The following is a 25235-nucleotide window of genomic DNA, read 5'->3' as shown; positions in this document are numbered from 1 at the left end:
TCTCCCACCCCCCCAACCCTCAGGGGGGGGGGGGGGGAGCCCCCCCCCCCCCCCCCCTTCTCCCCCCCCCCCCCCCCCCCCCCCCGCGCCGTTCCGGTACGACCCGCGAGGTGTATGTGTCCACGCTCCAGGCCGAACACGTCTACAAGGTGTTCGGAAGACGACCCGGCGACGCCGCTGCCGCGGTCCGCGCGCTCCGAGCCGGCGCCGACCGCGACGAGCTGCGCGCCGACGGCACCACGGCCGCTGTGATCGACGCCTCATTCCGCGTCGAGCCCGGCGAGATCTTCGTCGTCATGGGTCTGTCGGGATCCGGCAAGTCCACGCTGCTGCGCATGCTGAACGGACTGCTCGAACCCACCGAGGGGCGCATCCTCTTCGACGGCCAGGACCTCACCTCGCTCTCCCGGCGTGAGTTGCGCCACGTCCGCTCCACCAAGATCAGCATGGTCTTCCAGCACTTCGCGCTCTTCCCGCACCGCAGCGTGCTCGAGAACGCCGCGTACGGGCTGGAGGTGCAGGGCGTCGCCCGTTCCGAGCGCGAGCGCCGCGCCGCCGAGGCTCTGGAGCTGTGCGGGCTCGCCGGCTGGGAGGCCTCCTGGCCGGACGAGCTGTCCGGCGGCATGCAGCAGCGCGTCGGCCTCGCCCGCGCCCTGGCCACCGACGCCGACCTGCTCCTGATGGACGAGTCCTTCAGCGCGCTGGACCCGCTGATCCGCCGCGACATGCAGGACCAGCTGCTGGAACTGCAGCAGCGGCTCAAGAAGACCATCGTGTTCATCACACACGACCTCAACGAGGCCATGCGCCTCGGCGACGGGATCGCCGTCATGCGCGACGGCCGCATCGTCCAGCAGGGCACCGCCGAGGACATCCTGACCCGTCCCGCCGACGAGTACGTCGCCTCGTTCATCCAGGACGTCGACCGCTCGCGCGTGCTCACGGCCGACGCCGTGATGACCGACCCCGTCGCCGGGAGCTGCGCCTGCGGCTGCCCCAGCGTCACCGCCGACACCCCGCTCGCCGACCTGTGCGCCGTCAGTGCCCGGGTCCCGCACGCCGTCGCCGTCACCGACGCGGACGGCGCCCTCGTCGGCTCCGTGCCGCAGGACCGCCTCATCGCCTTCATCGGCGACGAACAGCGACCCCCGATGGCCTGCGTGGAGGTGGCCGCCTGATGCCCCGCCTGCACCTCGGCGCCTGGGTCGACAGCGGAGTCGACTTCCTCCAGCGCCACCTCTCCTGGCTGTTCGACGCCGTCAGCGCGCTCGTCACCGGCCTGTACGACGGCATCCACGCCGTGCTCGACGCGCCCGCCCCGCTGCTGTTCGCCGGCATCCTCGCCGTCGCCGCCTGGTGGCTGCGCGGGCTGCTCGCCGCGCTCCTCGCCTTCGCCGGCTTCGCACTCGTCGACTCCGTCGGGCTGTGGGCCGACGCGATGTCCACGCTCTCGCTGGTCCTGGTCGCGACCCTCGTCACACTCGTGTTCGCGGTCCCGCTCGGCATCTGGGCCTCCCGGTCCGACCGGGTCAGCGCCGTCCTGCGGCCCGTCCTGGACTTCATGCAGACCATGCCGGCCATGGTCTACCTGATCCCCGGCATCATCTTCTTCGGGGTGGGCGTGGTGCCCGGCATCATCGCGACCATCATCTTCTCGCTGCCGCCCGGCGTCCGGATGACCGAGCTCGGCATCCGGCAGGTCGACGCGGAACTCGTCGAGGCCGCCGACGCCTTCGGGACCACCCCGCGCGACACCCTCGTACGCGTCCAGCTGCCCCTGGCCCTGCCCACCATCATGGCGGGCATCAACCAGGTCATCATGCTCGGCCTGTCCATGGTGGTCATCGCCGGCATGGTCGGCGGCGGAGGGCTCGGCGGCGCCGTCTACCGGGCCATCGGCAACGTCGACATCGGCCTCGGCTTCGAGGCGGGCATCTCCATCGTGATCCTCGCCATGTACCTGGACCGGATGACCGGCGCGCTCGGCCGCCAGGTCTCCCCGCTCGGCCGGCGCGCGCTCGCCAAGGCCCAGGCCGCCGCGAGCGGCGCCGCCAGGCTGTGGAACCACCGCCCCCAGCCCGCCTACGCCGTCACCGGCGCCGTGGTCCTCGCCCTCGTCGCGGGCGGCCTGAACACCTTCGGCGGCTCCGGGCAGCCGGCTGCGGCCGGAGCCGACGGCATCGGCAAGGGCCGCAAGATCAGCATCGGCTACATCCCCTGGGACGAGGGCATCGCCTCGACCTACCTGTGGAAGGAGCTCCTGGAGCGCCGCGGCTTCCAGGTGGAGGCGAAGCAGCTGGAGCTCGGCGCCCTGTTCACCGGGCTCGCGGGCGGCCAGGTCGACTTCCAGACCGACGCCTGGCTGCCGGTCACACAGGCCCAGTACTGGGAGAAGTACGGGAACAAGCTGGACGACCTCGGCTCCTGGTACGGGCCCACCTCCATCGAACTGTCCGTTCCCTCCTACGTGAAGGACGTCACCTCCCTCGCCGACCTCAAGGGCAAGGGCGGCGAGTTCAAGGGCCGGATCATCGGCATCGAGCCCAGCGCGGGCGCGATGGGGATCCTGAAGGGCAAGCTGCTCCAGGAGTACGGCCTCGAGGGCGAGTACGAGGTCGTCGACGGATCGACCCCCGGCATGCTCGCCGAGCTCAAGCGGGCCTACGAGAAGCAGGAGCCGGTGGCGGTCGTGCTCTGGTCGCCGCACTGGGCGTACGCCTCGTACGACCTGAAGAAGCTCGAGGACCCCAAGGGGGCCTGGGGCAAGGGCGACGGCATCCACACCCTGGCCCGCAAGGGCTTCGGGGCGGACGAGCCGGAAGTGGCCTCCTGGCTGCGCTCGTTCAAGCTGACCGAGGCCCAGCTGACCGGCCTGGAGGCGAAGATCCAGGAGGCGGGCAAGGGCAAGGAGCAGCAGGCGGTCCGCGCCTGGCTGACGGAGCACCCGGAGATCGCGAAGGCCGCGTGATCGCCGCGGGGCGGTGAAGGCGCCGACGGTCGGTGGGGGAGTACGCTCCACCGGCCGTCGGCGCCTTCGTTGGCCCGGACGGACGGACGGGCTCGCCAGAAAGCCCCCTGACCAGCCGAGATCCTGGAGGATCGGCCCGTGCCCCAGAGGGGCGGCGCATGGCACAGTGCCAGGAGCACCACCGCCGGACCAGGGAGCCCCCATGCGCGAACCGCACCCCGTGCCCCGGCTCGCGCCCGCCCCCGTACGCCCGGCGGAGCCGAGCCCGCTGCCGCGCTGCCCCGAGTGCGCGAGCGCACCGGAGCGCATCTCCTGGCGCCAGTGCCCGGGCCGGCCGGTGGTGCTGGTCTTCGCCCCGTGCGGGCACCGGTACACCTCGCCGGCTCCGCCGGTCCTGGCCGTCACCCCGCCGCCGTGTCGTACGCCGCCGGCGCACCCGTCATCTGCCCCGTGACCACCACGCACTGACCGGCGAGCCGACGACCCCGAGCGCGCGGAACGCCCGAGCCGTCCATCTCCAGCGGCTCGGCGTCGAGGAGCTGTGCCCGGGCTGTCGGCAGGAGCGCCCGGAGGTAGGTGCCGCCCCGCCGGCCGCGCACGGGGAGCGTCAGCCGCGAGGACGGCGGTGCGTTCGGGCGCATCTCAAAGCACCCTTGGCAGACGACTGATGATCGCTCCAGAATGGCGGGCGACGAACTCGAACAGATCGTCCGCCCAGGCGGTCCCCTTGGCCTTGACCCTGTTCACGAAGTCGTCCCAGGCGTTCGCAGCCATGGGGGTGCGCCGTGCGGGCGGTGGATGGAATGCCTCGTGGATCGGCTTGCATGCCTCCACGGTCTCCGACGCAGTGGCGAGTTGGGCAATGACGTCTTGCATGGGCGCCGGCCGATCGGTGGTGCTGAGGCGCTCCCAGAGTGCGGTCGCGGCGGTAGAGCACTCTTGAACGTTGCGCCGAAGGTTGATGCGTGCGTCGAGCCAGGTTGCATACGGGATTCTCTTGAACATGAACTCGCTGACCTGGACAGCGAACTCGGCTTTCCACTGGGTCTTTCGATCCGCCATCCAGAAGGTGAAGCGAGTGGGTAGCTCGTTGTACTTGATCACCGCATAGCCACCGCTGAGGACGGGCACTTGGGTGTCGGTACTGCCCCCGATGGCCTGAGCACCGGCCTCCGCGAACCAGCCCTTCGGTTCGAGAGTCGTGGCGGAGCCATTGAGGAAGACAGCCGTATTCGGCCGGGTAACTCTGATCCAGAGGATGCCGGGTGAGGTGTTCTTGATAACTGAACAGGTGCGGTCCGGGTCGACGAACTGTTCGTACACCCCGGCGTACCCCGTGGGCTCCGGCACCTTCTCGCTTGCAAGCGGGCACTCTTGCTCCCATGTCAGCGCAGGCACCGCGCCACTGGCAGGCGTTGACCCGAAACCCGAAAGGCTCACTGCCAGAGCTGCGGCAGCAGCCCGCGCGATCCGTCCTTTGGCAGCGACAGTCATGATCGCTCCCTACCTCGTCCCCCCGAGGCAGATGCTCTCAGTATGCGTCGGCAGTGGTGCGTGCGCAGACCCCGCAGACCGCCCCGCGGGGGCTCCGCTCGGGCGATGTACCGGCGCGGCTCGGCCCTTGGGGTCGGGCTCTTGTGGACTCGACCGACGATGCTTCTGCATACCCGGCCACCGGGGCACACCGGACCGGCGACGACGTCGTCGCGGACATGCGCGGGCACCGCAACCGGAGGAGGATGGAACCGGTTGGGCCGCCCTTCGGTGCCGGTGTGGAGAGGGGCGACTGTGACGGATCCCGCTGCTTCCGGAGTCGAGGCCGGCAGGGGCTTCTCTTTCGAACCCTGCCGGTGGGCGTCGATGTCGGCTGGGGATGGTGCAGATGAGCACGACGGGACAGAAGGGCAGGACGCGTCGCCGGGCGGCGGTTGCCGCGTGCGCGGTGCTCGCCGCAACGTTCACCGGGACCACCACGGGTGTAGGCACCGCGGCCGAGCCGAGGCCCGACGTGGTCTACCTGGTCGCCGTCCCCCCGCTGGACGGGTCCGTCGAGCGGGGCGGGGCCGAGGTCGACGGACGGGTCTTCCCCCGCAGCATCGTTCAGCGCGTCGGCCCCGCCGACCCGGTGAACCAGGTCCAATACCGTCTCGGACGACACTGGAAGAGCTTCTTCGCGACCGTGGGGCTGCGCGACGACTCCCCGACCGGAGGCACGGTGTCCTTCCAGGTGTCACTCGACGGAACGCCCGTCCACCGCACCGAACTCACCGCCGGCCAGTCCCGCGACATCGTCGTCGACATCGGCGGCGCCTTCCGGATGAAGCTGACGGTCACCGGACCCGGCCGGCAGGGAGGGATCAATTACAACGGTGTCTGGGGCGATGCCCGGCTGACGACCTCGTGAACGCCCCGGCGGCCCCTCGTCCGGGCAGTAGGACTTCGCCGCACACCTCGACGGAGACGTCCGAGGCCGGCCGCTCCGGCAGCCCGACGAGGGTCCCGATCGCACGGGACACGTCCTCGCCGCTCGTGCCGTTGCCCCGGGTGACGAGCCGGACCAGGCGGCCGTCCCGGTACCGGGCCTCTTCGAGGACTGCTTACGTGGCGGTGAAGAACCGCCACTGCTGGCTGTTGTTGTCCTGGTTCCGGCAGGTCCACTGGTGGATCTGCGCCCCGTCGTTCAGCGAGGGGCCCTCCACGTCCATGCACTTCCCGCTGTACGCGCTGACCAGCTTGAAGTATTCGGTGGTCGTGTACTGGAGCTCCCACTTCTGGCTGCCGTAACCCGAGCAGGTCCACTGGTGGAGGTGGGCTCCGTCGGCGTACGAAGGGCCCTGGACGTCCAGGCACTTGCCGCTGTTCTCGTTGACGACGTTCCAGTACCCGTCGGGCGTGCGGCGGAACGTCCACTTCTGGTTCGAGTCGTCGTCCAGCCGACAGCTCCACTGGTGGACGTTGCCCCCGTTGTCCTTGGACCACGCCTCGACATCGGCGCACTTCGACGAGTTCCTGTTCACGAGCTTGGTCGGCCCGCCCGGCGGCAGCGCCGCAGCCTGCGCCCCGTGGGCCGGGACCGAGGTCATGAGCAGGGGCAAGGCCGTCACGGCGATCGCAGCCAGGGTGCGGATCGTGTTCATCCGATTCTTGCGGTTCTTGGTCACGGAACGGGTTTCTAGCGGCCCGGCTCGTCCCGCCGGAAGGAGACCGGGCAGCTGGTCACCCGATCGGCCGGACCGGTTCACCGCAGAAACGGCACACCACGAGGCGCACGAGGGTTGACGCGGCGTCAGCTCTGGGAGCAAGTTATATCGGAAGCCCGATATAAGTTGCTCGCCGGAGGCAGCCCCATGGCACCCGACCGCACCCCCCAGGCCCAGCGGAAGTCCGAGACCCGCACCCGCCTCATCGACGCGGCCGCCGAACTCTTCGCGCGCAAGGGCTTCCACGCCGTCTCGGCCGAGGCGGTCGCCGACGCGGCCGGCCGTACCACCGGCGCCCTCTACAGCCACTTCGGCGGCAAGGAGGGCCTGTTGCTGGCCCTCCTCGAGGTCTGGAAGGAACGCACCGCCGAGGAACTCACCGCCGAGATCGCGGGCAGCTCCGACCCGGCGGACCCCGCCGTGCACTTCTCCGCCATGTGGGGCAGCCTCACCCGCCCGCACCCCGACCGCGGGGACTCCTGGCTGCTCCTGGAAGCAGAACTGTGGCTGCACGGGGCCCGCGGCCCGCTCATCGGAACCCAGCTCGCCCAGCGCTACGCCGAGATCCGCGCCCAGCTCGGCGAGGGCCTCGCCGACTGGGCCGCGGCGACCGGAACCCCGCTCACCCGGCCGCCGGAGGAGACCGGAGCCCTCGTCCTCGGTGTCCTCCTCGGCCTCGCCATGCAGCACCGGCTCGACCCGCAGGGCATCCCCGACGCCCTGGTCGTGGAAGCCCTCCGCGCCATCTTGAAATGAACCGAAGGCCGGAAACGAACCGAAGGCCGGAAACAACCGAAGGTCGGAAGCGAACTGAAGGCCGGAAACGAACCGAAGGGAAGTGGACCGACCGTGATCCCCACCGGCGAGACGGACCTCCTGGAAGACACCTGGGCCCGCGAGGTCCCCCACGCGCAGTTCACCCGGCTGCGCCGGGAGGACCCCGTGCACTGGCACGAGGTGCCCGGCCCCCACCAGGGCTTCTACGCCGTCACGCGGCACGCCGACGTCAAGGCCGTCAGCCGCGACCCCGAGCTGTGGTCCACCGAGCTCGGCTCCTTCATGATCCGCGACCAGAGCCCCGAGTCCCTGCAGACCCTGCGCCTGGTCCTGCTCGGCATGGACGCCCCGCGCCACTCGCGCTACCGCTCCCTGGTCAGCGCGGGCTTCACGCCCCGCGTCGTACGCCGGCTGGCCGCCCGGATCGGCGAGCGGGCCGCCACACTGGTGGAGAGCGCGGTGGTGCCCGGCCGCGACATGGACTTCGTCTCCGAGGTGGCCGCCTGGCTGCCGATCCAGACGATCTGCGAGATGGTCGGCGTACCGCCCGGCGACGAGCGGCTGATCTTCGACTGGAGCAACCGGATGGCCGGCGGCCAGGATCCGGAGCTCTCGGCGGGCAAACACGACAGCGATCTGGCCGCCGCCGAGATCTACGCCTACTGCGACGCCCTCGCCGCCGAGCGGCGGGCCCGCCCCCGCGAGGACATCCTCTCGACGCTGGTCCACGCCGAGGTCGACGGCGACCGGCTCACCCCGGACGAGATCGACATGTTCTTCGTCCTGCTGTGCGTGGCGGGCAACGAGACCACCCGCAACCTGCTCTCGGCCACGCTGCTGGCCCTGATCGAACACCCCGCGGCCCGAGCCGAGTTGGCGGCGTCCCCACAGGACGAGGCGCTGTGGACCTCGGCCACGGAGGAGTTCCTGCGCTGGGGTGGCTCGATCCACAACTTCCGCCGCACCGCCACCCGGGACACCGTCCTGCGCGGCCGCGCGATCGCCGCGGGGCAGAAGGTGGTCACGTACTACACCTCCGCCAACCGCGACGAGGACGTCTTCCCCGACCCCTTCGTCTTCGACATCCGCCGCGCCCCGAACGAGCACCTCACCTTCGGCGGCGGCGGTCCCCACTTCTGCCTGGGCGCCGGCCTGGCCCGCACCCAGATCAAGGCCCTGATCCGCGAACTCCTGGCCCGCCACCCCGGTTTCGGCCTGACGGGCGAGGTTCGCCGCCTGCGCTCCGACTTCATCAACGGCATCAAGCACCTCCCCGTCCGCTTCGGCTGACGCCATGTCTCGGCCATCTGAAGGATGCTCAAAGATGCTTGATTGAAGACTACTTCGAGCAGCATCCTTCAAGTGATCTCCGTGGGCCGCTATCTTGCCAGGCGCATGCCAAAGCGGTGTGTCCGCAATCCGGACCGCACGAGGAGCTGCCCCATGAGACTCATCAGCATCCCCAGGCGCATCCACACCCGCAAAAGGGTGAAGCGGCGGCGCGCGCCCCTCGCCGCGATGCTCGCCGGTGCCCTCGCCGTCGCCGGCCTGGCCGCCGCCGGGCCGATGACCTCGCCGGCCGCCGCGGCCCCGGCCCCCGCCACGGCAGGCAACGCCACCGGCCTCACCCGGTCCGGGAACACCTTCACCGTCACCACGACCGCCGGTGCGAAGGCCCGCGTGGTCGTCGCCCGCGCCGACATCTTCCGTGTCTGGCTGTCTCCCGACGGCGCGTTCACCAACGACCCGGCCGGCTCGGACCTCGCCCCGACCACCGACTTCGGCTCCGTGGACACCACCCTCACCGACGCGGGCGCGTACTACCGGATCACCACCGGAGCCCTGAACATCCGCGTCAACAAGACGCCCCTGCAGTTCTCCGTCTACCGCGCCGACAATTCCACCCTGGTCTGGCAGGAGACCCAGCCCACCTCCTGGACCGGCACCCAGACCACCCAGTACCTGGCCCGCGGCGCCGACGAGCAGTTCTACGGCACCGGCCTGCGCCTGGGCGAATGGGCGCTACGCGGCAAGACCGTCCCCGTGGCCGTCGACAACAAATGGCGCGAGAACAACAACGCCAGCCCCGCCCCCTTCTACATGTCCACCAACGGCTACGGCGTCATGCGCAACACCTGGGCTCCGGGCTCGTACGGTTTCAACGCCCCCACCACCCTCACCCACGACGAGAAGCGCTTCGACGCCTGGTACTTCACCGGCGATTCGCTGAAATCCGTACTGGACGCGTACACCGACGTCAGCGGAAAGCCGTTCATGGCCCCGATGTGGGGCCTGGAACTCGGCAACGCCGACTGTTTCAACGCCTCCAACCCCGATTACCAGGGCGACCACAACCGTCTGCGCCACCAGACCACCCCCGACGTGGTCGGCTACGCCTCCGACGCCCGCGCTGCCGACATGCCCTCGGGCTGGTTCCTTCCCAACGACGGCTACGGCTGCGGCTACACCGCCCCGCTCAAATCGACGGTCGACGCCCTGAAGGCCAAGGGCTTCCAGACCGGACTGTGGACCTCCACCGGCCTCGGCTCCATCGCCGACGAGGTCGCCGCCGCGGGAAGCCGCGGCGTGAAGACGGACGTCGCCTGGATCGGTGGCGGCTACAAGACCGCCTTCACCGGAGTGCAGCAGGCCGTCGACGGCATCGAGAAGAACTCGGACGCCCGCCGCTACGTCTGGACCGTCGACGGCTGGGCCGGCACCCAGCGCAACGCCGTCGTCTGGACCGGCGACACCAACGGCACCTGGGACGACATGCGCTGGCACGTCCCCGCCATTGCCGGCGCCGGCCTGTCCGGCCTCAACTACGCCTCCGGCGACATCGACGGGATCTTCGGCGGCAGCCCCAAGACGTACACGCGCGACCTCCAGTGGAAGGCCTTCACCCCCGCCTTCATGACCATGTCGGGCTGGGGCGCGACCAACCCGTCCGCCGGCTACCAGGACAAGCAGCCCTGGCGCTTCGCCGAGCCGTACCTCTCCATCAACCGCAAGTACCTGCAGCTCAAGATGCGGCTGATGCCGTACCTGTACACCATGAGCCGCACCGCGCACGAGAGCGGTGTGCCGAGCACCCGCGCCCTGGTCCTGGAGTACCCGGACGACCCGGTGGCCCGCGGCAACCTCACCAGCGGCCAGTTCATGGCCGGAGACTCCTTCCTCGTCGCGCCCGTCGTCTCCGACACCTCCGTCCGCGACGGCATCTACCTGCCCGCCGGGACCTGGACGGACTACTGGACCGGCAAGACGTACGCCGGCCCGGGCTGGCTCAACAACTACCAGGCGCCGCTCGACACCCTGCCGCTCTTCGTCAAGGGCGGGGCGATCGTGCCGATGTGGCCGCAGATGAACCACACGGGCGAGAAGCCCGTCTCCACCCTCACCTACGACATCCACCCGCGCGGCAACTCCTCCTTCAGCCTCTACGAGGACGACGGGCTCACCCGCGCCCACCAGTCCGGCGCGTACGCCCGCCAGCAGGTGGACGTCACGGCGCCGGCCTCCGGCTCCGGCACGGTCAGCGTCTCCGTCGGCGCCCCCACCGGCACCTACACCGGCAAACCGGCCGCGCGCGGCTACGAGTTCACCCTCCACGTGGCCTCCGCACCGGGCACGGTGACGGCGGACGGCAGCGCCCTGGGCCGCCAGACGTCCAAGGCCGGCTACGACGCGGCCGCGTCCGGCTGGTACTTCGACCCCGCCGACCGCGGCGGCATCCTGTGGCTCAAGACCGGTACGAAGTCGGGCGCGTTCGGCATCACGGCCACCGGCACCTCCGTCCCGGCGGCCGACCCGGTCCCGGCGACCTCCGCCCCGATCCCGCAGTCGGCGTGGACCCTGGTCTCCGCCGACAGCCAGGAGACCGCCGCCGAGAACGGTGCGGCCGCGAACGCCTTCGACGGCAAGCCGGCCACGATCTGGCACACCGCCTGGTCCTCCGGCACCCCGGCCGCGCTCCCGCACGAGATCCGCATCGACCTCGGTGCCCGCTACGCGGTCGACGGCCTCGGCTACCTGCCCCGCCAGGACGGCGGGGTCAACGGCCGGATCGGCGGCTACGAGGTGTACGTCTCCGACACCACCACCGACTGGGGGTCCCCGGTGGCGACCGGCACCTTCGCCGACACCGCCGCCGCCAAGTCCGCGTCCCTGTCGGCGAAGACCGGCCGCTACCTCCGCCTCAGGGCCCTGACCGAAGCCGGCGGCCGCGGCCCCTGGACCAGCGCCGCCGAGATCAGCCTCACCGGGCGCGCCGCCCCGCTCCCCGCCGACGCCACCCTCGTGAACGCAGCCTCCGCCCGCTGCGCCGACCTGCCGCACAGCGCGACCGCGCCCGGCACCGAACCCACCCTGTACACCTGCCACGGCGGCCCCAACCAGCGTTGGAGCCTCACGGCCGACGGCCACGTCACCGGCCTGGGCGGGGTCTGCCTCGACGGTACGAGCGCCTCCCGGATCACCGTACAGACGTGCGGCGCAGCCACCGGCCAGACCTGGCAGCCGGGGCCGGACGGCAGCCTCCGTACGCTCGGCCAGTGCCTGGCCCCGGTCGGCGCCGGCACCGCGAACGGCACCGCACTCACCCGCACCGCCTGCGACAACAGCCCGGCCCAACGCTGGGCCTTCACGCCCTGACGCCGCTCACGGCTCAGGGCGCGGCTCCGCCGAGCACGGCCCGGCAGTCCCGCCGGGCCGGCTCGGTCAACAGGCCCCCCAGGCGGGTGAACAGCGCGAGGAGGCCGGGCCCGTGGGCCGCACGGAACACGGGGTCGATCCGCGCGAGGTCCAGTTCGTTCGCGGCGGACAGTTCGGCGAAATCCCGCCGCGACCGGCGGTCGGGGGAGTACACCTGACCGGTGAACCGGTCGCGGAACGAGGCCGCGCCCTCCTCGTCGGCGGCAAGCGTCGGATAGGAGGCGGCGCGGTCGCAACTGGCGTAGAAGTAGACGATCTCCTCGGCCTCCGCCCCGATCACCGCCGCGAGCGCGGCCCGCCGGTCGACCGGCAGCAGGGCGGTGGCGAAGCCGTCCGTACCGTAGAACGCGTGGCACAGGCCCGCGAGTCGGAGCGCGGGGCGGGCACCCCACGCCCCGAGCTGCGCCTGTACGCGTTCCAGATGCGCGAGCAGGGTGCCGCCGGGGTGGTCGAGGTGCCCGGCGCCCAGCTCGCGCAGCAACGTGAGCGCGCGCTCCTCCGTCCCGCCGGGGCGTGCCGGTACAGGCATGGGCGTGGTCCTTCCTCGCGCCTGAACGAATGGTGTGGGTCGACACCCGTCCCCGCCTGCGCCAGGTCCGGACCGTGGTGCAGGCGGGGACGGGTTGCCGCCCTGGGCCCTGCATTGATCATGGTCGAGCCGTAAACCCAAGTCAATCCTCTGAATTTCTATCAAGTCCCAAGCTGTAGCTTGGATCCCATGACTCTCGACGATCTCCGCGTCTTCGTGGCCGTCTGCCGGGCCGGCAGTCTCAGCGCCGTCGCCCGCGACCTCGGCTGCACGCAGTCGGCCGTCAGCCAGCACGTCCGCCGCCTCGAGAAGCAGACCGGCACCGATCTGCTGGAGCGGCACGCCCGCGGCGTCGTCCCCACCGAGGCCGGGCGCATCCTCCAGGCGGCCGCCGCCGACGGCATCGCCGGGCTCGACGGCGCCCTGCGCCGCCTCGACGACCTCGTCCGCGGGGACACCGGCTCGGTGCGCATCACCACGGGCGCGACGACCGTACGGCACTTCATGTCCGAGGCCGTCGTCGACTTCCGGCGCCGACACCCCCAGGTCAGCCTCGAGTTCCAGACCGAGAACTCCAGCCGCAGCTGCTTCGACGCGCTCGCCGCCGACGACCTGGACCTCGCCTGGATCACCATCGGCAGGTCCGTACGCGGCATCGAACAGCGCCCGGTGATGGAGCTGCCCTGGGTGCTCGCCGTCTGCGCCGACGACCCCCTCGCCACCCGGCCCCGCATCGAGCCGGCCGACCTCGCCGGCATCCGCCACATCCGGCTCCCGGAGAACTCCGCGTCCCGCGCCCACCTCGACGCCGCCTTCGCGGAATCCGGCATCCGGATACGGTCCGACACCAGCGTGGCCGACTGGGACACCGCCCTGCTGCTGGCCGAGCTGGGCCTCGGCCACGCCGTCGTGCCCGCCCTGCCCGGCTGGCGGGTCCCCGGATCAGAGGGCCCGCTGCGCCTCGTCCCGGTCCCGGCTCTGCCGCCGCTCGCGGTCGGCTGGGCCGTCCGCCGCTGGGCGTCCTTGTCGCCGCTGGCCCGTGTCTTCGCCGACGACGTCGCCCGCAGCTGCACGGCGCGCGCCGCGCGGCAGCAGTGAGGCCGGCAGCAGTCCCACGGCGGCCAGCGCCGCCAGTACGAACAGGGCGGTCGGTGCGGCCCCCGCGCCCGCGCCCCCTCCCGCGGCGACGGCGATGCCCAGGGTCGGACCGACGTTCATCGCCGTCTGCTTCAGCCCGCCGACGACCCCCGCGTACCCGGCCGGGGCGTCCCCGACCACTGTGCCGGTGGCGGTCACCATGACGGCGGCGAACCCGGCGCCGAGCACCGCGAAGGCCGCCATGACCGCCGGGCCGGACCACGCGCCCAGCCCGCCGACCCCGAGCACGACCAGGCCCGTACCGGTGAGCGCGGTGCGGCGCGGCCCGTACCGGCGCAGCGCCATCCCGGCCAGTGGCGCGCCCGCGACCATGCTGGCGGTGAGCGGGAGCACCAGCAGGCCGGTGGCGAGCGGGTCGAGCCCCCGTACGTCCTGGAGCAGGAACGTCGCCACGAACAGCGCCCCGAACATGCCGCCGGAGACGGCCAGCAGCAGCGCCATCGAGGCCGCGACCGGCCGGGACCGCGCCACGGCGCGCGGTACGAGGGGCTGCGCGGCCCGCCGTTCGTACCGTACGAGCACTGCCGCGAGGGCCACGGCCCCGCCGAGCCCGAGCAGCGTCGTCGGCGCGGTCCAGCCGTGGGCGGGTACGCCGGCCAGCGCATGGACGAGTACGGCGAGGGCTGCTGCCAGCAGGGCCGCCCCGGTCAGCGCGGGCCGGTCCGACCCGGAGCCCTGTGATGCGGTCCGGGGCGGCGCGGGCACCCGTACGACGAGGGTGAGCGCGGCGATCGCGAGGGCGATCGGCACGTTCAGCACGAACACGGAACGCCAGCCGGACTGCGCGACCAGCACGCCCCCGAGCAGCGGACCGGCCGCGGCGGCCACCCCGATGGCACTGGTCCGGACGGCCACCGGGGTGGAGAGCCGGTCGGGCGGGTACGCGAGGCGCAGCAGGGCGAGGGTCGCCGGTTGCAGCAGGGCACCGCACACGCCCTGGGCGGCGCGCAGGGCGATGACCCAGCCGATGCCGGGCGCGAGCGCGATCCCGGCGGAGGTCGCGGCGAAGCCGAGCACGCCGATGAGGAGCAGCCGCGGATGCCCGTACCGGTCGCCGAGGCGGCCGGCGATGACCAGGAAGGCGGCCACGGCGAGGAGGTAGGCGGTGCTGGTCCACTGGACCTGGGCCACGCCCGCCCCGAGGTCGTGGCGCAGGCGGGGCTGCGCCACGCTGAGGACGGTGCCGTCGAGGGCGACGAGCATCGCGCCGCCGACGCTGACGAGGAGCGCGATCCGCTGCCTGGGGCGGGTCATGCGGGGACCGCCCCGAGGTGGGCGTCGAGGGCGGCGTCGACGAGCCGTTCGACGCCGGCCGGGTGGCCGGCCGGGTCGCCGAGGACGAGGGGCAGGCTGCCCCAGGCCCACAACTGGGCCACGCCGTGCAGGTTGGCCCACAGGGCGGCGGCGCTGACCTCGGGGTCCCCGCCGGCCCGGCAGCGGGAGACGAGCCCGACGAGCAGGCGGAACAGGGGCAGGGTGGACTCACGCAGCCGCGGCTGCTGCTGCCCGGGCTCCTCCTGCCCGGCGCCCTCCTGTCCCTTGCTGTCGAGCAGTTCGTGGCGGAACATCAGCTCGAACATCCCGCGGTGCTCCAGCGCGTAGCCGACGTAGGCACACCCGAGGGCCCGCACCTGCTCGCGCGGCGAGGACGCGCCGGCGGTCGCCGCCGCGAACCGGCCGCCGAGGTCGGCGAATCCGCGCCGGGCGATCGCCGAGAGCAGGGAGTGGTGGGTGGGGAAGTAGCGCCGGGGCGCGCCGTGCGACACCCCGGCGCGGCGGGCGATCTCGCGCAGGCCGAGCGCGGTGGTGCCCTCGGTCATGACGAGGTCGACGCCGACGTCGATCAGACGTTCCCGGAGTGGGCTGTGCTGTTCCATAGACAGTGTCTACTATACGAGTGGACGCTGCCCGTCATCACTTTCATCTCCGACCTGAAGGAGCAAAAGGAGGCCGTTCCCGTCAAGCTGCCCCTGCGAGCAGGCGGAAGCGGTGCGCGAGATCGTCCGGAGGATCGCGGCATGAGCAAGAGCGATCCCCTCGGAACCGCCGCTGCCGTCAGCAACGCCCGCCACACCGGCGGCCGCAGCAACCGCGGCCGGCCCGCCACGCCCGTCGCCCAGGGCGACGTGCCGACGCACGAACCGCTCCGAGTCCCCTTGGAGCAGATCTCTGCCACGCCCCACAACGCGCGCCGCAACTTCGGCGAGGAGCTGCGGCAGGCGCGGCTCTCCGCGTGCGTCGTGGCCAGCAGGAGCGCGTACCTGCGGCTGTGGCCTGACTGCAGTAGCCGGTCGACACCTGCGCGGAGGAGGAAGGCCGTGAGCACGGCGCCAAGTCCGGGGCGGCGGAGCGGCTGGGGCGCTCGCCGTCGTGGGTGACGAACCAGCTGGTGCTGCTGGAACTGCCCGACGAGATCCGGCGGATGCTGAGCTCGGGGGAGCCCGCAGCCGCCCCGACTCTTGTCCGCGTACAAAAGTCGGACGACCACCATTCCGGAAGGCACCACTGCCCGATGCTGTTCGATTGCGGCAGTTCCTGAGAGTGAGTACCGATGCCCCTGTCGGTCGGCTAGAAGAGGCCGGCGCGCATGTGGTGGGTGAGGTTTTCGCGGATCTCGCGAAGCCACGGGCTGCGGACGGCCGGCAACCGGACCAGCGTGTGCTGGAAGGTCCCCGGGTCGGCCCGGAACAGTGGTGGGGGCGCGGCGCGGGCGGGTCGTCGCGGAGAACGCCGTCGGGCATGGTCCCCGACGCGGGTAGGTGTAGGTGTGGCTCGGGAAAGGCCATCCACATCCACACCCCGAACGGCAGCGGCACCGGGTATGCCGATGCGGCCGGGCCGGCGGGCCTCCAGGGTTCCCCCGTCTGTGGGTGAGTCGGTACGAGGACCATGTCGGCGTCCGTGGCGGGGGCGGGTAGTCCGGGTCCGGCAAGGACGGCGCGCCGCGCCGGCTGGACCGCGGGTAGCAGGGCGTCGAGGGCGCGTTGGAACACTTGCGCGATCAGGCCTTGTGGGACAGTCACCGTCCGGCCGTCCGAGGCTGCCAGCAGGTGGGCCAGCGCCCGGCCGGCTGCCGCTTCCCACTGAGGGCTCCATGACCACCAGTGGTTCAGCCCGAGCAGCGAGCCCCACCTGGTGATCGGCGCGATCGGGGGCGTGGCTTTCCCCTCCTCCAACACTTCTGCCCAGGAGAGGGGTGTGGTGTCGGCGTCGTCGACGGGCAGGCGGTGCACGGCATCCGGCACGAGCCAGACCGCCTGCCAGAGTGAGCAGTCGTCGATCCGGCTTGCCACGGGCAGACCGCACGCCTCGCAGGCCATGTTGGGGCCGTCGCCCCAGTCGAGGCCGCAGCAGTAGCCGCCGCCTTCCTCCGGGACGAGCACGGTGCCGGGGGCATCCCCGGGCGCGATGACGATCGTGCCGGGTGGGCCGTCGGACAAGGCGTAGACCGGAGCGTGGATGCCGCGGGCCGCCGCCTCGTCTGGATCGGTATCCTGCCACCTCCGCCACGGCGGCCCCCACGGCTCCGGTTCCACGGCGAACGTGCCTGACTCCATGAGCACCGGGAGCTGAATCCCGTTCCCGTACTTCTGATGGGCGTGAGCCGGCAGCTCCACCTGGGACAGCGGGATGGTCAGCCTGGCGCCGCACCCAGCACACACGAAAACGAACAAACGTCCTCCGCTAGAGAAACAGAGGGCATCGTCGCAGCTCCGCGGCGGACCGGCCAACGTGTTTTTCATCCCTGTGGGGGACGGTGCACCGCCACGGTGTCTCGAATCCACCCGTCAGGCTCCATGGGGTTGGCTGCGACCTGCGCCGCGCTCCGGTACCCGTGTCGTCAACTGGGCTGTGAGGGACGGTGGCGAGCGCGTTGTGGCCGTGCATCGTCAAAGGCAGCACAGTGGCTGGGGCCGTCTATGGTGCGGAGTAGCGCCCGTACACCGGGTTGCGCCTGCGGCTATCGGTTGGGCGCACCTTCTGTGGCCGAGGCTTCACCGGGCGAGGACGGTGGTGCGCTCCCACCAAGGCCGGCGAGCAGGATGGGCGCAGCCCTGCAGGGGTGTGGCATGCAGGTGGATGCGCCGGGTTTGCCGGTTTCGGTGAAAGCGATGAGGATCTGTGAGTTCGGCTCTGGCCGCGATTTCGTGAATCTGCAGGTCATCCACAACCAGGTTCGTGCTCTGCCCCGCACAGGGGTCAAGTCAGGTCACCCCGGTCCTCATTGGGTGTCGATGGCGAACTAGTCTTCGGATCATGGCTTTGCGACCTGACGAGTTCTACGACCACGCGCTTGCCGCTGCCGACGGGGAGCGTCGGCTCCCGCTCGCGCGCATGACAGGGTGGGACATCAGCCCGTTCGAGCCGGACGGATTGCGCGTCGCGCCGCTGCGCCCTCCGGTTCTGCCCGAGCCTCCGCGACACGGCGAGGACCCGTCGAACTGCGGGGCGTGCCGTGACGGAGGCGTTGGGATCTGGTTCAACGACAGTTGGCGGCTCACCCGGATCACGGGAGTTGGTGTGCCGCTGGTGCTCATGCTGCATCCTCTTGAGCACTATGACATGGCCGACCTGCCCGATGAGCTGGCAGCCGAGTTGGGCGTCCTGTCCACGCACATCGTCCGCCACGTGCAGGCCCTGCCACACATTTCGCGAGCCCACGTCTACCGCATCGGAGATGGAGGCGCACACCTGCACATCTGGTTCTTCGCCCGGCCCGAGGGACAGACGCAGCTGTACGGATCATGGATGCCCGTCTGGGACGATCTGCTGCCGGAATACCCGGCAGATGTTGCAGACGCCGATGCGGCGCTCGTGGCAGACGCATTGGTCGCCTCCATCGGGGGGCGTCGGTCGGCTGCCGACGAATCGCCGCACGACTGATTGCCAGCTGTCCCCAACGCTCCACCTCGACGCTCACTCGGCTGACGCACCATCATTTTCCGGCACCCTGGCTGCCGTTCCGTAAAGGCCATGGCTGGGGTGAGGATCCGGGTCGGTGCGGCGCCTGACCTGCGGAGGGCGACACAAGGGAGCGGTCGCCCGATAGCCGGCAAGGTCCAGGGGCGGGACGGACTGTCGGCCGAAGACCAGCGCGATGCCCCTGCCGAGAGGCAGGGGCATCGACGTGTCATCACCCGCCAACGGGCCATACGCCAACGGCCCCCAGCTCGAACCTCAAGGTCACGAGTCAGCAACACCGCGAACGGGGCCCTCCCGCGGCAGACACCCTGTGGGACTCATGACCCGCACCACGCGCCTCGCCGCGCTCACAGTCGGTACCGCCCTGCTGGCCGCCGCCTGCTCGAGCCCCAGCAGCAACGACAGCAAACCCCAGCCGGCGCCGCCCACCGCGGCAACCTCGTCCTCCGCAGCGCAGCCCGCCGCCGATGCTGCGACCGCGTTCAAGAAGATCGCGGCGGCCGTACCCTCCGCGACCGGTGGCACTCCGGTTACCGCGGACAACGACCCCAACCACCTCTTGGGCCGGCCCGGCCAGTACACGTCGAAGATCACGTTCGGGGACAGTCGCATCAAACCGGCAGACGCCCAGGGCCTCGAGCCCGGCGACGTACAACTCGGCGGTGCCATCGAAACCTTCGCCAGCAACACCGAAGCCCAGGCCCGCGCCACCTACATCCAGGCCGCCACCAAGGCCCTTCCCAGCCTCACCGAGTACGACTACGTCCACGGCGTCCATCTCATCCGGGTCAGCCACTACCTCACGCCCGCCCAAGCCGAGGAGTACAAGACCGCGGCGCAGAAACTGTCGTAGGACGCGCCCGCAGATCGAACGACGAAGGCCCCACCGCAACAGGTGGGGCCTTCGCGCATCCCCGGTCTCAGCCGGCTCCGGCCTTTCGGTACTCCTGGGCGATCGTCTGCGTCAGCCCCGGCACGTTCAGCCGCTGAACCTCGGCGGTGTGGCTTTGTACGCGAGAACGGGTTCTGGCCTGCTTTCCGTAGAGCATGCACTCTGAGTGACGATTGTCGCTGGCGGGGGAGAGGATGTGCTATGAAATTGCTGCCGATCACCGCGCCCGCGTCCCTGCTGGACGTCCACCAGCTCGACCCCGAAGCCGACGGATGGGGGCTCAGGGTCGATCACGCGGTCGCGACGGCAGCCGGCGACACCTACGTCCTCACCGGCCTGCGCCGCTACCGCGCGCATGCGGTCGGCTCGGCCGACCCCGCCGAGCAGGATTTCGGCTACCAGCTGATCACCCGCCACGGCTCCGACGGAAAGCCCACAGCCACCGCCGTGTTCGGACAGGCGGTGCCAGGCGGTAGCCCGTCGGCCATCCCGGAGGGCGACGTGGCGACCTTGGCCGTCCTCCCGGACGGCGCGGTCGCCCTCAGCTCCAAGCCCGGCAGCACCCATCTCCTGTCCCCGGGCCTGGACGAGGTCCGCGCCTCTTGGCCGATGCCCTGGGGCTGGGGAAAGCAGCAGGGCCCCGGGGACGACCCGTTCGCCGCGTCGATCGCCGTCACCCCCGCGGGTCGGCTGCTGTGCATGACCTCCGAGTACGGGCTCAGCAACTGGGCCGTGCCCATCCCAACATCGTCGCCGTTTCCGAACCCGGCACACCACTCGGCCCAGGCCGCAAGCCCGTGCTGCGCGCCATCGCGACCCTGGACGCGCGCACCGACCGCCAGAGCGACGCCGACTCGTACGCGCACGTGCGGTACGGCGACGAGCCGGTGGGGCGCGGCAACCGGCCCTCGCCCTCGTTGACCGAGGCCCTGTCGGAGCTCACCGGGACCAGCGGCAGCCTCTACGGCTACCTCGACTCCAGGATGAGCCGCCCGGCAGCGCTCGGCGATGACCTGTTCGTCGTCCCGGTCTTCGGGAAGACCTACCGTTCGACCAACCGGGGGCAGGAGTTCAGTTTCGCCCTCGTCGACGACCGCGGGGTGTTGCGCGGCCGACTGGGAGGCTTGCACCTGCGCGAGGACAGCCCGTTCACCGGCTTCGACTTCACCGTCGTTGCCGACCCGCATCGCGCCCGTGCCTTCCATCTCAACCGCTACGGCATGTACGCGTGGAGTGCCGACGGGGTGCTGCGCGCCCGGATGTCCACTGCGGAGAAGCCCTTCAAACCTCTCGTCCACTTCGCCTTGTTGGAGTGCACACCCGCAGGGGAGCTGCTCCTCGCACATCGCAAGCAGCACCTGCTGCTGCGGGTGCCAGTGCCGCAAGACCTGGACGACCTGGCGGTGGCGGTGGAGGCCGCGCTGAAGGGCTACGGGCGTGAGCGCACCGCGCTGAAGAAACAGTACGCGCCCGTGAACTGGCTTTGGTCGGACAGTGCGGCCACCGTGCACCATCTCTGACGATCCATCATCTCGATCTCCATGCCGGGTACGGTGTGGCTGATAGCGCGACACCTGGAAGCCAAGTCCGTCCAACGGACCCCTCGCTCCCAGGGCCGGCAATCGATCCAAGGGCTCGACTGCAACCGGCACTCAGCGTGCAGGCTCCACGGAACGTGAGCCGGAACCCGCAACTCGTGTACAGGGGTGCGGCCCCGGCGGCCCGCGGGCAGAGGCTTCGAGGTGGTTCGCGACGGGCTGCCGCCACCTGGATCGATGCCGCTCGGCAAGACGCCCGCAGCGCGGCGGGAACGCCGCCGCCTTTCGGGGCACAGCTCGCCTCACAGAGGCTGCGGGCGGGACGGTCCCCGGACGTCCGACGGTGCTTGGCGCGGCCCGTCGGGCCGCCTGGCACCGGGGTGTTACTGCCGCAGGTGCCCTTTGGGCCGGACAGGTGATCTTCGTTGTCTGGATGTGCTCCTTGTCGGTTCGGGTATGCAGAATGCCTTTGCCGCGTGCTTAGGGTTGTGTATTTCTGCGTGAGTTCCTGTAGTTGGAGGTAGTACCGCTGATGGCGGCGAACGGAAGCCCCACCGTCAGAAGACGCCGCCTGGGCGCGGAACTTCGCCAGATGCGTCGTGCCGCAGGTATGACGTCCCAACAGGTGGCGGGTCGGCTCCTGGTGTCCCAGTCCAAGATCAGCCTTTTGGAGACGGGACGTCGCGCCATCAACCCGCGTGACGTGCGTGATCTGTGTGAGCTCTACGAGGTCACCGACCAGTCGCTCGTCGCCTCGTTGATGCGGATGGCGAAGGAGTCCGGCCGGCAGGGCTGGTGGGTCGCCTACGGGGACGTCCCCTACAGCGTGTTCATCGGGATGGAGACGGAGGCCGCCTCCATCCACTCGTACGAGCCGCTGGTGATCCCGGGCCTGCTGCAGACCCCCGCCTACGCCGCGGCGGTCATTGAGGAAACGAACCCTCACATCACGGCCGAGCAAGCCGCCACCCGACTGGAGGTGCGGTTACGGCGCCAGCATCGCGCCCACCACCCCGCCCGCCCCTTCCGTTTATGGGTTGTTCTGGACGAATCGGCATTACATCGCGCCGTCGGCGCCGCCGACGTCATGCGCGAACAGCTCGAACACCTGAACCGCCTGGGCGCCCAGCCGCACATCACCGTGCAGGTCCTCCCGCACACCGCAGGAGCCCACCCCGGCGCCTCGGGGCAGTTCTCCATCCTCACGTTCCGCGACAGCGACGCGGGAGTCGTGTATTTGGAGCGCTTCACCAGCGACCTCTACCTGGAGAAGCCCGTGGACCGACAGCCCTACCACCTCATGTACGACCACCTCCAAGCACAGGCACTCAGCCTCGAACAGAGCCGCCGGTTCATCCACGACACCATCCGGCTCCACACCCGATCCTCGTAAGCGGTGGGCCGCGACGGCACTCAGCCAGGAATACCGCCTTCCCAACCGGACAGGGCTCCGCAGGCAGTACACGGCGCACCGGCGACGGTTTCCTGCGTCGGCGCGGCAGCCGCCGGGTCTTCCTGGTGGGGGAGCCAGGGCGCATTCGCATTCCGGGCCAGGACGTACCTGAAGTGTTGCTGGCGCTTCAGTTCGAGGATGTCCCTTTGCCGCATTCGGCCCACCCCCGACGATGCCAATGCGCTCCAGAACGCACCTAGTACGGCACAGATCAGCACAAGCCTCATCAACACGTCTGTCACAGCGGGTCCTTTGGGGTGACGGATTCGCACAGCGGGGCCCGTGGTCGAGCCCTCGGCAACATCTCGACATAACGCAGCGGCATATGCAGAGTTATGCCCCGCCGTCGCATTGCAGCCATGTGCAGCACTCCGTCCGATGGTAATAATTACCGATTACCGCCGGCAGTCCGGCGTCGCGGCATCCCGGCATCCCGGCATGCCGGCAGGCCGGGTGGAAGCGTGACGGCCCGACGGCCCGCCGGCCCGCCCACGACCGCACCGTAACCCACCTGAGCTGAGACGATGCATCGCAGGCGAGACGCGCGAGGCGGTCCTGACGGGTTCGGCGCGAGTGCATAAATGATGAACGGAAACGGCCACCACTCGTTCGCACCACCATCATCACCCGCATAGCTCATACCCCGCCCGGCGTCGGAAGCGTTGGTTGGACTATGACAACAGCAAGCTTCGATGCAATCTTCCGTCGGCATACGGAAGAGGAAGTTCTCCCTGTGGGCCCAGGGGCCTCCCAGATGGGTAAGTGGACATTCACACCGGCTTCAGCGGACCGCACCCAGGGCGAGAACGCGACTCTGCAGCATGAAGGTCGGAAAATCGAGCTGAATTACTCGTCCTCGATCTTTGAGGATTTCCTGAAGGTGATCAGCACGATCCATCACGAGTTCAACCGACGGTCGCAAGACGTGGCTGCATCCGGGACGTCCGAGACATCCGGAATGTGCACCGACGGCCAAGTGAGGCAGGGCCCCCGTGTATGAACCGTACGGTCATCACGACTGGAACGGCTTCCCCACCCAGCCGGACGCCCGCATCTTTCGGCCCGTACCGGATCCCGAACAGCACATCGCCACGGGGCACTCGCCGTTCGGAGTGGCCCAGGGGAACAGCACATGGGATCCGGCGGAGGAGCTCGCCTGTCTCCTTCAGGGGAGCATGGCCGCCGGCCAGGCGGAGCCCTTCGATCGGGGCGGCTTCGACGAAGCCGGCGACATGGTGAGCACCACCGGGCTGGCAGCCGGATTGCCGGGCGTCGTCGGGCTACCGGAGGCAGCAGCGGCCGGGGGGCACCGCCGGGCCGTCAAAGCGAAGGCCTCGGCAGTGGCGCTGTTGCGAACGGGCAGCCTGTGCACGGCCGTGTTGGTCGGACTCATCGCCGCCGTCGTGAGCGTCCTCAGCGGCCTTGCCATCTGCGACGCCCTTCGGCACAGTGCCTCGCCCCGCACCGCCCACGACGTGGTCAGCTGGTGGCCGCTGCTGATCTACGGACCCTGGATGGTCGCCTCCCTGTCCATCCTCAGGGCGGCCCTGCACCAGCGCCGCGCCATCCACTCCTGGTCCATCGTCCTGCTGTTCTCCACGCTGGCCACGCTCCTGTGCGTGGCCCAGGCGCCGAGGACGTTCGCCGCCGAGGCCGCGGCGACGCTTCCCGCCATTGCGGCGCTCGCCTGCTTCCAACAGCTCGTCCGCCAGATCACTCTCACCCGACCGCCCCGTCAACCGACGCCACGGCACCGCAACTCCAGGTCCTCCCCGGCCCCCAAATTCCACTACGGGGCATGACGGTCACGTCCTGGAAGTCCCTGGCCTTGGTCGGTCCGCCGCCCGTGCGAAGGAGTTCTGGGCCCGGCGGACGGTCGCCGGGTGCGGTCGAGGGCGGTGAGGGCCGCCACGACGCCCTGGCGGAGGGGGCGACCGTTTGGGCGGGCCGGGCCGGAGTCTGCTGCGTCAGTCGTGGCCGCGCCGCCGAAGGCAGAGCCGGCGCCGCCGCATACGGCGCCGGAGGCGAAGGCGTGACAGCCGCTGACCGCATGGAGCACGTGGTCCTTCCCGAAGCCCGACTGAGTGATCGTTTACACCTGAGGAACGACAATCGAATCCGATAAGTCACGGGCGGTCCGCAATCTCGGCACAACAGCCTTCGACCACCCCCCGTGCACGCGAAGCCGGCCCCGCCACCTGACTTACCGCAGCTCGGAGCCCATCTCGGTTGCCCGGACTCCGCTGCCACCTGTCCGACGGCCCGTCCCGCCCCGCCGCCCCGGACCGAACGGGCTCGCGAGCCACTGAAGCATCACGACCCCCGCATTCCACACCGCACCTCCCCTGGCCTATTGAGAGAGGACAGCAACAATGGCGTACGAGCCCTCCTACGCTGAGCGAATCCAGTACAAGCGACTGCAGGACGCCGCCTACCAGACAGGCCAGGAGGCCGTCGCCCATCTCGAGGCGGCCCTCGCGCTCGCAGGGCTGGTCCTCCCCTCCCTGGCCAACGACGGACCCCTGGGCTGCCGCGGGTTCGTCCGGCTCGGCGGATGCAGCGTCGCGGTCGCCAACCAGCTCGCCGAGGTGGTCGCCGCGGGTGCCATGGCCCTGCAGCAGCAGCGGACGTGAGCACCTGCTCCCCGCCGCGCCCGGAGGCATCCGGTTCGCTCCCCACCGCGCCGCTCCCGTACAGCCCCACCGCAACTTCACCGCCGACAGGCAGACTCCAGGAGGTCCTTGCATGAACACGTGGCGAGCTGCCTCGCACACACCGAAACCGCAGGGGGCGCTCGACCCCTACCGCTTCCCCGGCGTCCGGGGACTCGAGGACGAGGAGGACACTCGCCTCCAAAGCTCCGTGCCGACCCTGGACGCGGCGGAGCCGCCTCTCAGCCGCATCAGCGCAGCACACCACCGGCGCCTCGACCTGCACGCCGCGCTGACCGCGGCCGGCATCCCACCGCTCGCCGGAGACCTTCACGCCATCGACGCCGTCTCCGCCCTCGACGCCATCACCAACGCAGCCGTCCAACGATGGATCGCCGGCAGCCGATGACCCACCGCACCGTGCGGCCCACCC

20 protein-coding genes and 3 pseudogenes are annotated in these 25235 nt (G+C 70.6%); 15 read left to right on the top strand and 8 right to left on the bottom strand.

Annotated features, from left to right (window positions below; translation table 11 throughout):
• Positions 1-116: 116 nt before the first annotated feature.
• Both ACZ49B_RS22975 and ACZ49B_RS22970 read left to right on the top strand, forming a co-directional pair.
• A complete protein-coding gene (locus ACZ49B_RS22975; RefSeq protein WP_468309020.1) occupies positions 117-1178 on the top strand; it encodes a quaternary amine ABC transporter ATP-binding protein in 1062 nt (353 codons plus the stop codon).
• Positions 1178-2968, top strand: coding sequence for an ABC transporter permease/substrate binding protein (locus tag ACZ49B_RS22970; protein ID WP_468308832.1), 1791 nt, complete (start codon positions 1178-1180; stop codon positions 2966-2968). The genes ACZ49B_RS22975 and ACZ49B_RS22970 overlap by 1 nt, the downstream gene beginning before the upstream one ends.
• A gap of 401 nt (positions 2969-3369) precedes the next feature.
• Here the strand turns inward: ACZ49B_RS22970 and ACZ49B_RS22965 are convergent, their stop codons facing one another.
• Complete coding sequence (locus ACZ49B_RS22965; RefSeq protein ID WP_468308830.1) at positions 3370-3609, bottom strand: hypothetical protein; 240 nt, start codon at positions 3607-3609, stop codon at positions 3370-3372.
• A 1-nt stretch (position 3610) separates the two neighbouring features.
• On the bottom strand, positions 3611-4462 hold the full coding sequence (locus ACZ49B_RS22960; RefSeq protein ID WP_468308827.1) for a hypothetical protein: 852 nt from the start codon (positions 4460-4462) through the stop codon (positions 3611-3613).
• 388 nt (positions 4463-4850) lie between these two features.
• On the opposite strand from ACZ49B_RS22960, the gene ACZ49B_RS22955 reads away from it, so the two are divergent.
• The gene (locus tag ACZ49B_RS22955; RefSeq protein ID WP_468308825.1) at positions 4851-5372 is read left to right on the top strand and encodes an NPCBM/NEW2 domain-containing protein; all 522 of its coding nucleotides are present in this window, start codon (positions 4851-4853) and stop codon (positions 5370-5372) included.
• On the opposite strand, the pseudogene ACZ49B_RS22950 reads toward ACZ49B_RS22955, so the two are convergent.
• Both ACZ49B_RS22950 and ACZ49B_RS22945 read right to left on the bottom strand, forming a co-directional pair.
• Positions 5326-5535, bottom strand: a pseudogene (locus ACZ49B_RS22950) (hypothetical protein); the annotation flags it as partial. The gene ACZ49B_RS22955 and the pseudogene ACZ49B_RS22950 overlap by 47 nt on opposite strands.
• A gap of 30 nt (positions 5536-5565) precedes the next feature.
• Positions 5566-6129 (bottom strand): RICIN domain-containing protein, encoded by a 564-nt coding sequence (locus ACZ49B_RS22945; protein WP_468308822.1) that lies wholly within the window; start codon positions 6127-6129, stop codon positions 5566-5568.
• Positions 6130-6315: 186 nt separating this feature from the next.
• Here ACZ49B_RS22945 and ACZ49B_RS22940 point away from each other — a divergent pair, with 186 nt between their 5' ends.
• From ACZ49B_RS22940 to ACZ49B_RS22930, 3 genes are all read left to right on the top strand, one after another.
• Positions 6316-6924 carry a TetR/AcrR family transcriptional regulator gene (locus tag ACZ49B_RS22940; RefSeq protein WP_468308819.1) on the top strand — a complete coding sequence of 203 codons (609 nt, stop codon included), beginning with the start codon at positions 6316-6318 and terminating at the stop codon, positions 6922-6924.
• Positions 6925-7017: 93 nt separating this feature from the next.
• Positions 7018-8235, top strand: a complete 1218-nt coding sequence (locus ACZ49B_RS22935) for a cytochrome P450 (RefSeq protein ID WP_468308816.1) — start codon at positions 7018-7020, stop codon at positions 8233-8235.
• 153 nt (positions 8236-8388) lie between these two features.
• The gene (locus ACZ49B_RS22930; RefSeq protein ID WP_468308813.1) at positions 8389-11598 is read left to right on the top strand and encodes a TIM-barrel domain-containing protein; all 3210 of its coding nucleotides are present in this window, start codon (positions 8389-8391) and stop codon (positions 11596-11598) included.
• Between the two features lie 13 nt (positions 11599-11611).
• Here ACZ49B_RS22930 and ACZ49B_RS22925 read toward each other — a convergent pair whose 3' ends face one another.
• The gene (locus tag ACZ49B_RS22925; protein WP_468308810.1) at positions 11612-12187 is read right to left on the bottom strand and encodes a DUF6817 domain-containing protein; all 576 of its coding nucleotides are present in this window, start codon (positions 12185-12187) and stop codon (positions 11612-11614) included.
• Between the two features lie 189 nt (positions 12188-12376).
• Here ACZ49B_RS22925 and ACZ49B_RS22920 point away from each other — a divergent pair, with 189 nt between their 5' ends.
• A complete protein-coding gene (locus tag ACZ49B_RS22920; protein ID WP_468308807.1) occupies positions 12377-13285 on the top strand; it encodes a LysR family transcriptional regulator in 909 nt (302 codons plus the stop codon).
• Here ACZ49B_RS22920 and ACZ49B_RS22915 read toward each other — a convergent pair.
• A pseudogene (locus ACZ49B_RS22915) lies at positions 13268-14599 on the bottom strand (MFS transporter); the annotation flags it as partial. The gene ACZ49B_RS22920 and the pseudogene ACZ49B_RS22915 overlap by 18 nt on opposite strands.
• Positions 14596-15222 carry a TetR/AcrR family transcriptional regulator gene (locus tag ACZ49B_RS22910; RefSeq protein WP_468308805.1) on the bottom strand — a complete coding sequence of 209 codons (627 nt, stop codon included), beginning with the start codon at positions 15220-15222 and terminating at the stop codon, positions 14596-14598. The pseudogene ACZ49B_RS22915 and the gene ACZ49B_RS22910, both read right to left, overlap by 4 nt.
• A 497-nt stretch (positions 15223-15719) precedes the next feature.
• Here ACZ49B_RS22910 and ACZ49B_RS22905 point away from each other — a divergent pair, with 497 nt between their 5' ends.
• Positions 15720-15884: a hypothetical protein gene (locus tag ACZ49B_RS22905; protein WP_468308804.1), complete on the top strand. Its 165-nt coding sequence runs from the start codon at positions 15720-15722 to the stop codon at positions 15882-15884.
• Between the two features lie 29 nt (positions 15885-15913).
• On the opposite strand, the pseudogene ACZ49B_RS22900 reads toward ACZ49B_RS22905, so the two are convergent.
• Positions 15914-17019, bottom strand: a pseudogene (locus ACZ49B_RS22900) (hypothetical protein).
• 583 nt (positions 17020-17602) lie between these two features.
• On the opposite strand from ACZ49B_RS22900, the gene ACZ49B_RS22895 reads away from it, so the two are divergent.
• The 7 genes from ACZ49B_RS22895 to ACZ49B_RS22865 all read left to right on the top strand — a co-directional run bounded on the left by ACZ49B_RS22895 (position 17603) and on the right by ACZ49B_RS22865 (position 25211).
• Positions 17603-18229, top strand: coding sequence for a hypothetical protein (locus ACZ49B_RS22895; protein WP_468308801.1), 627 nt, complete (start codon positions 17603-17605; stop codon positions 18227-18229).
• A 358-nt stretch (positions 18230-18587) separates the two neighbouring features.
• Complete coding sequence (locus ACZ49B_RS22890) at positions 18588-19121, top strand: hypothetical protein (RefSeq protein WP_468308798.1); 534 nt, start codon at positions 18588-18590, stop codon at positions 19119-19121.
• Between the two features lie 836 nt (positions 19122-19957).
• A complete protein-coding gene (locus ACZ49B_RS22885; protein ID WP_468308795.1) occupies positions 19958-20680 on the top strand; it encodes a hypothetical protein in 723 nt (240 codons plus the stop codon).
• Positions 20681-21230: 550 nt separating this feature from the next.
• Complete coding sequence (locus tag ACZ49B_RS22880) at positions 21231-22091, top strand: helix-turn-helix domain-containing protein (RefSeq protein ID WP_468308793.1); 861 nt, start codon at positions 21231-21233, stop codon at positions 22089-22091.
• Positions 22092-23143: 1052 nt separating this feature from the next.
• Positions 23144-23953, top strand: coding sequence for a hypothetical protein (locus tag ACZ49B_RS22875; RefSeq protein ID WP_468308791.1), 810 nt, complete (start codon positions 23144-23146; stop codon positions 23951-23953).
• A 570-nt stretch (positions 23954-24523) separates the two neighbouring features.
• On the top strand, positions 24524-24784 hold the full coding sequence (locus tag ACZ49B_RS22870; protein WP_468308788.1) for a hypothetical protein: 261 nt from the start codon (positions 24524-24526) through the stop codon (positions 24782-24784).
• 112 nt (positions 24785-24896) lie between these two features.
• Positions 24897-25211: a hypothetical protein gene (locus ACZ49B_RS22865; RefSeq protein ID WP_468308787.1), complete on the top strand. Its 315-nt coding sequence runs from the start codon at positions 24897-24899 to the stop codon at positions 25209-25211.
• Positions 25212-25235 lie beyond the last annotated feature (24 nt).

It is taken from the genome of Streptomyces sp. NPDC031132 (assembly GCF_055570595.1).
The sequence above is the reverse complement of the archived record's forward strand: the minus strand, read 5'-3'. Positions and strand labels throughout refer to the sequence as shown.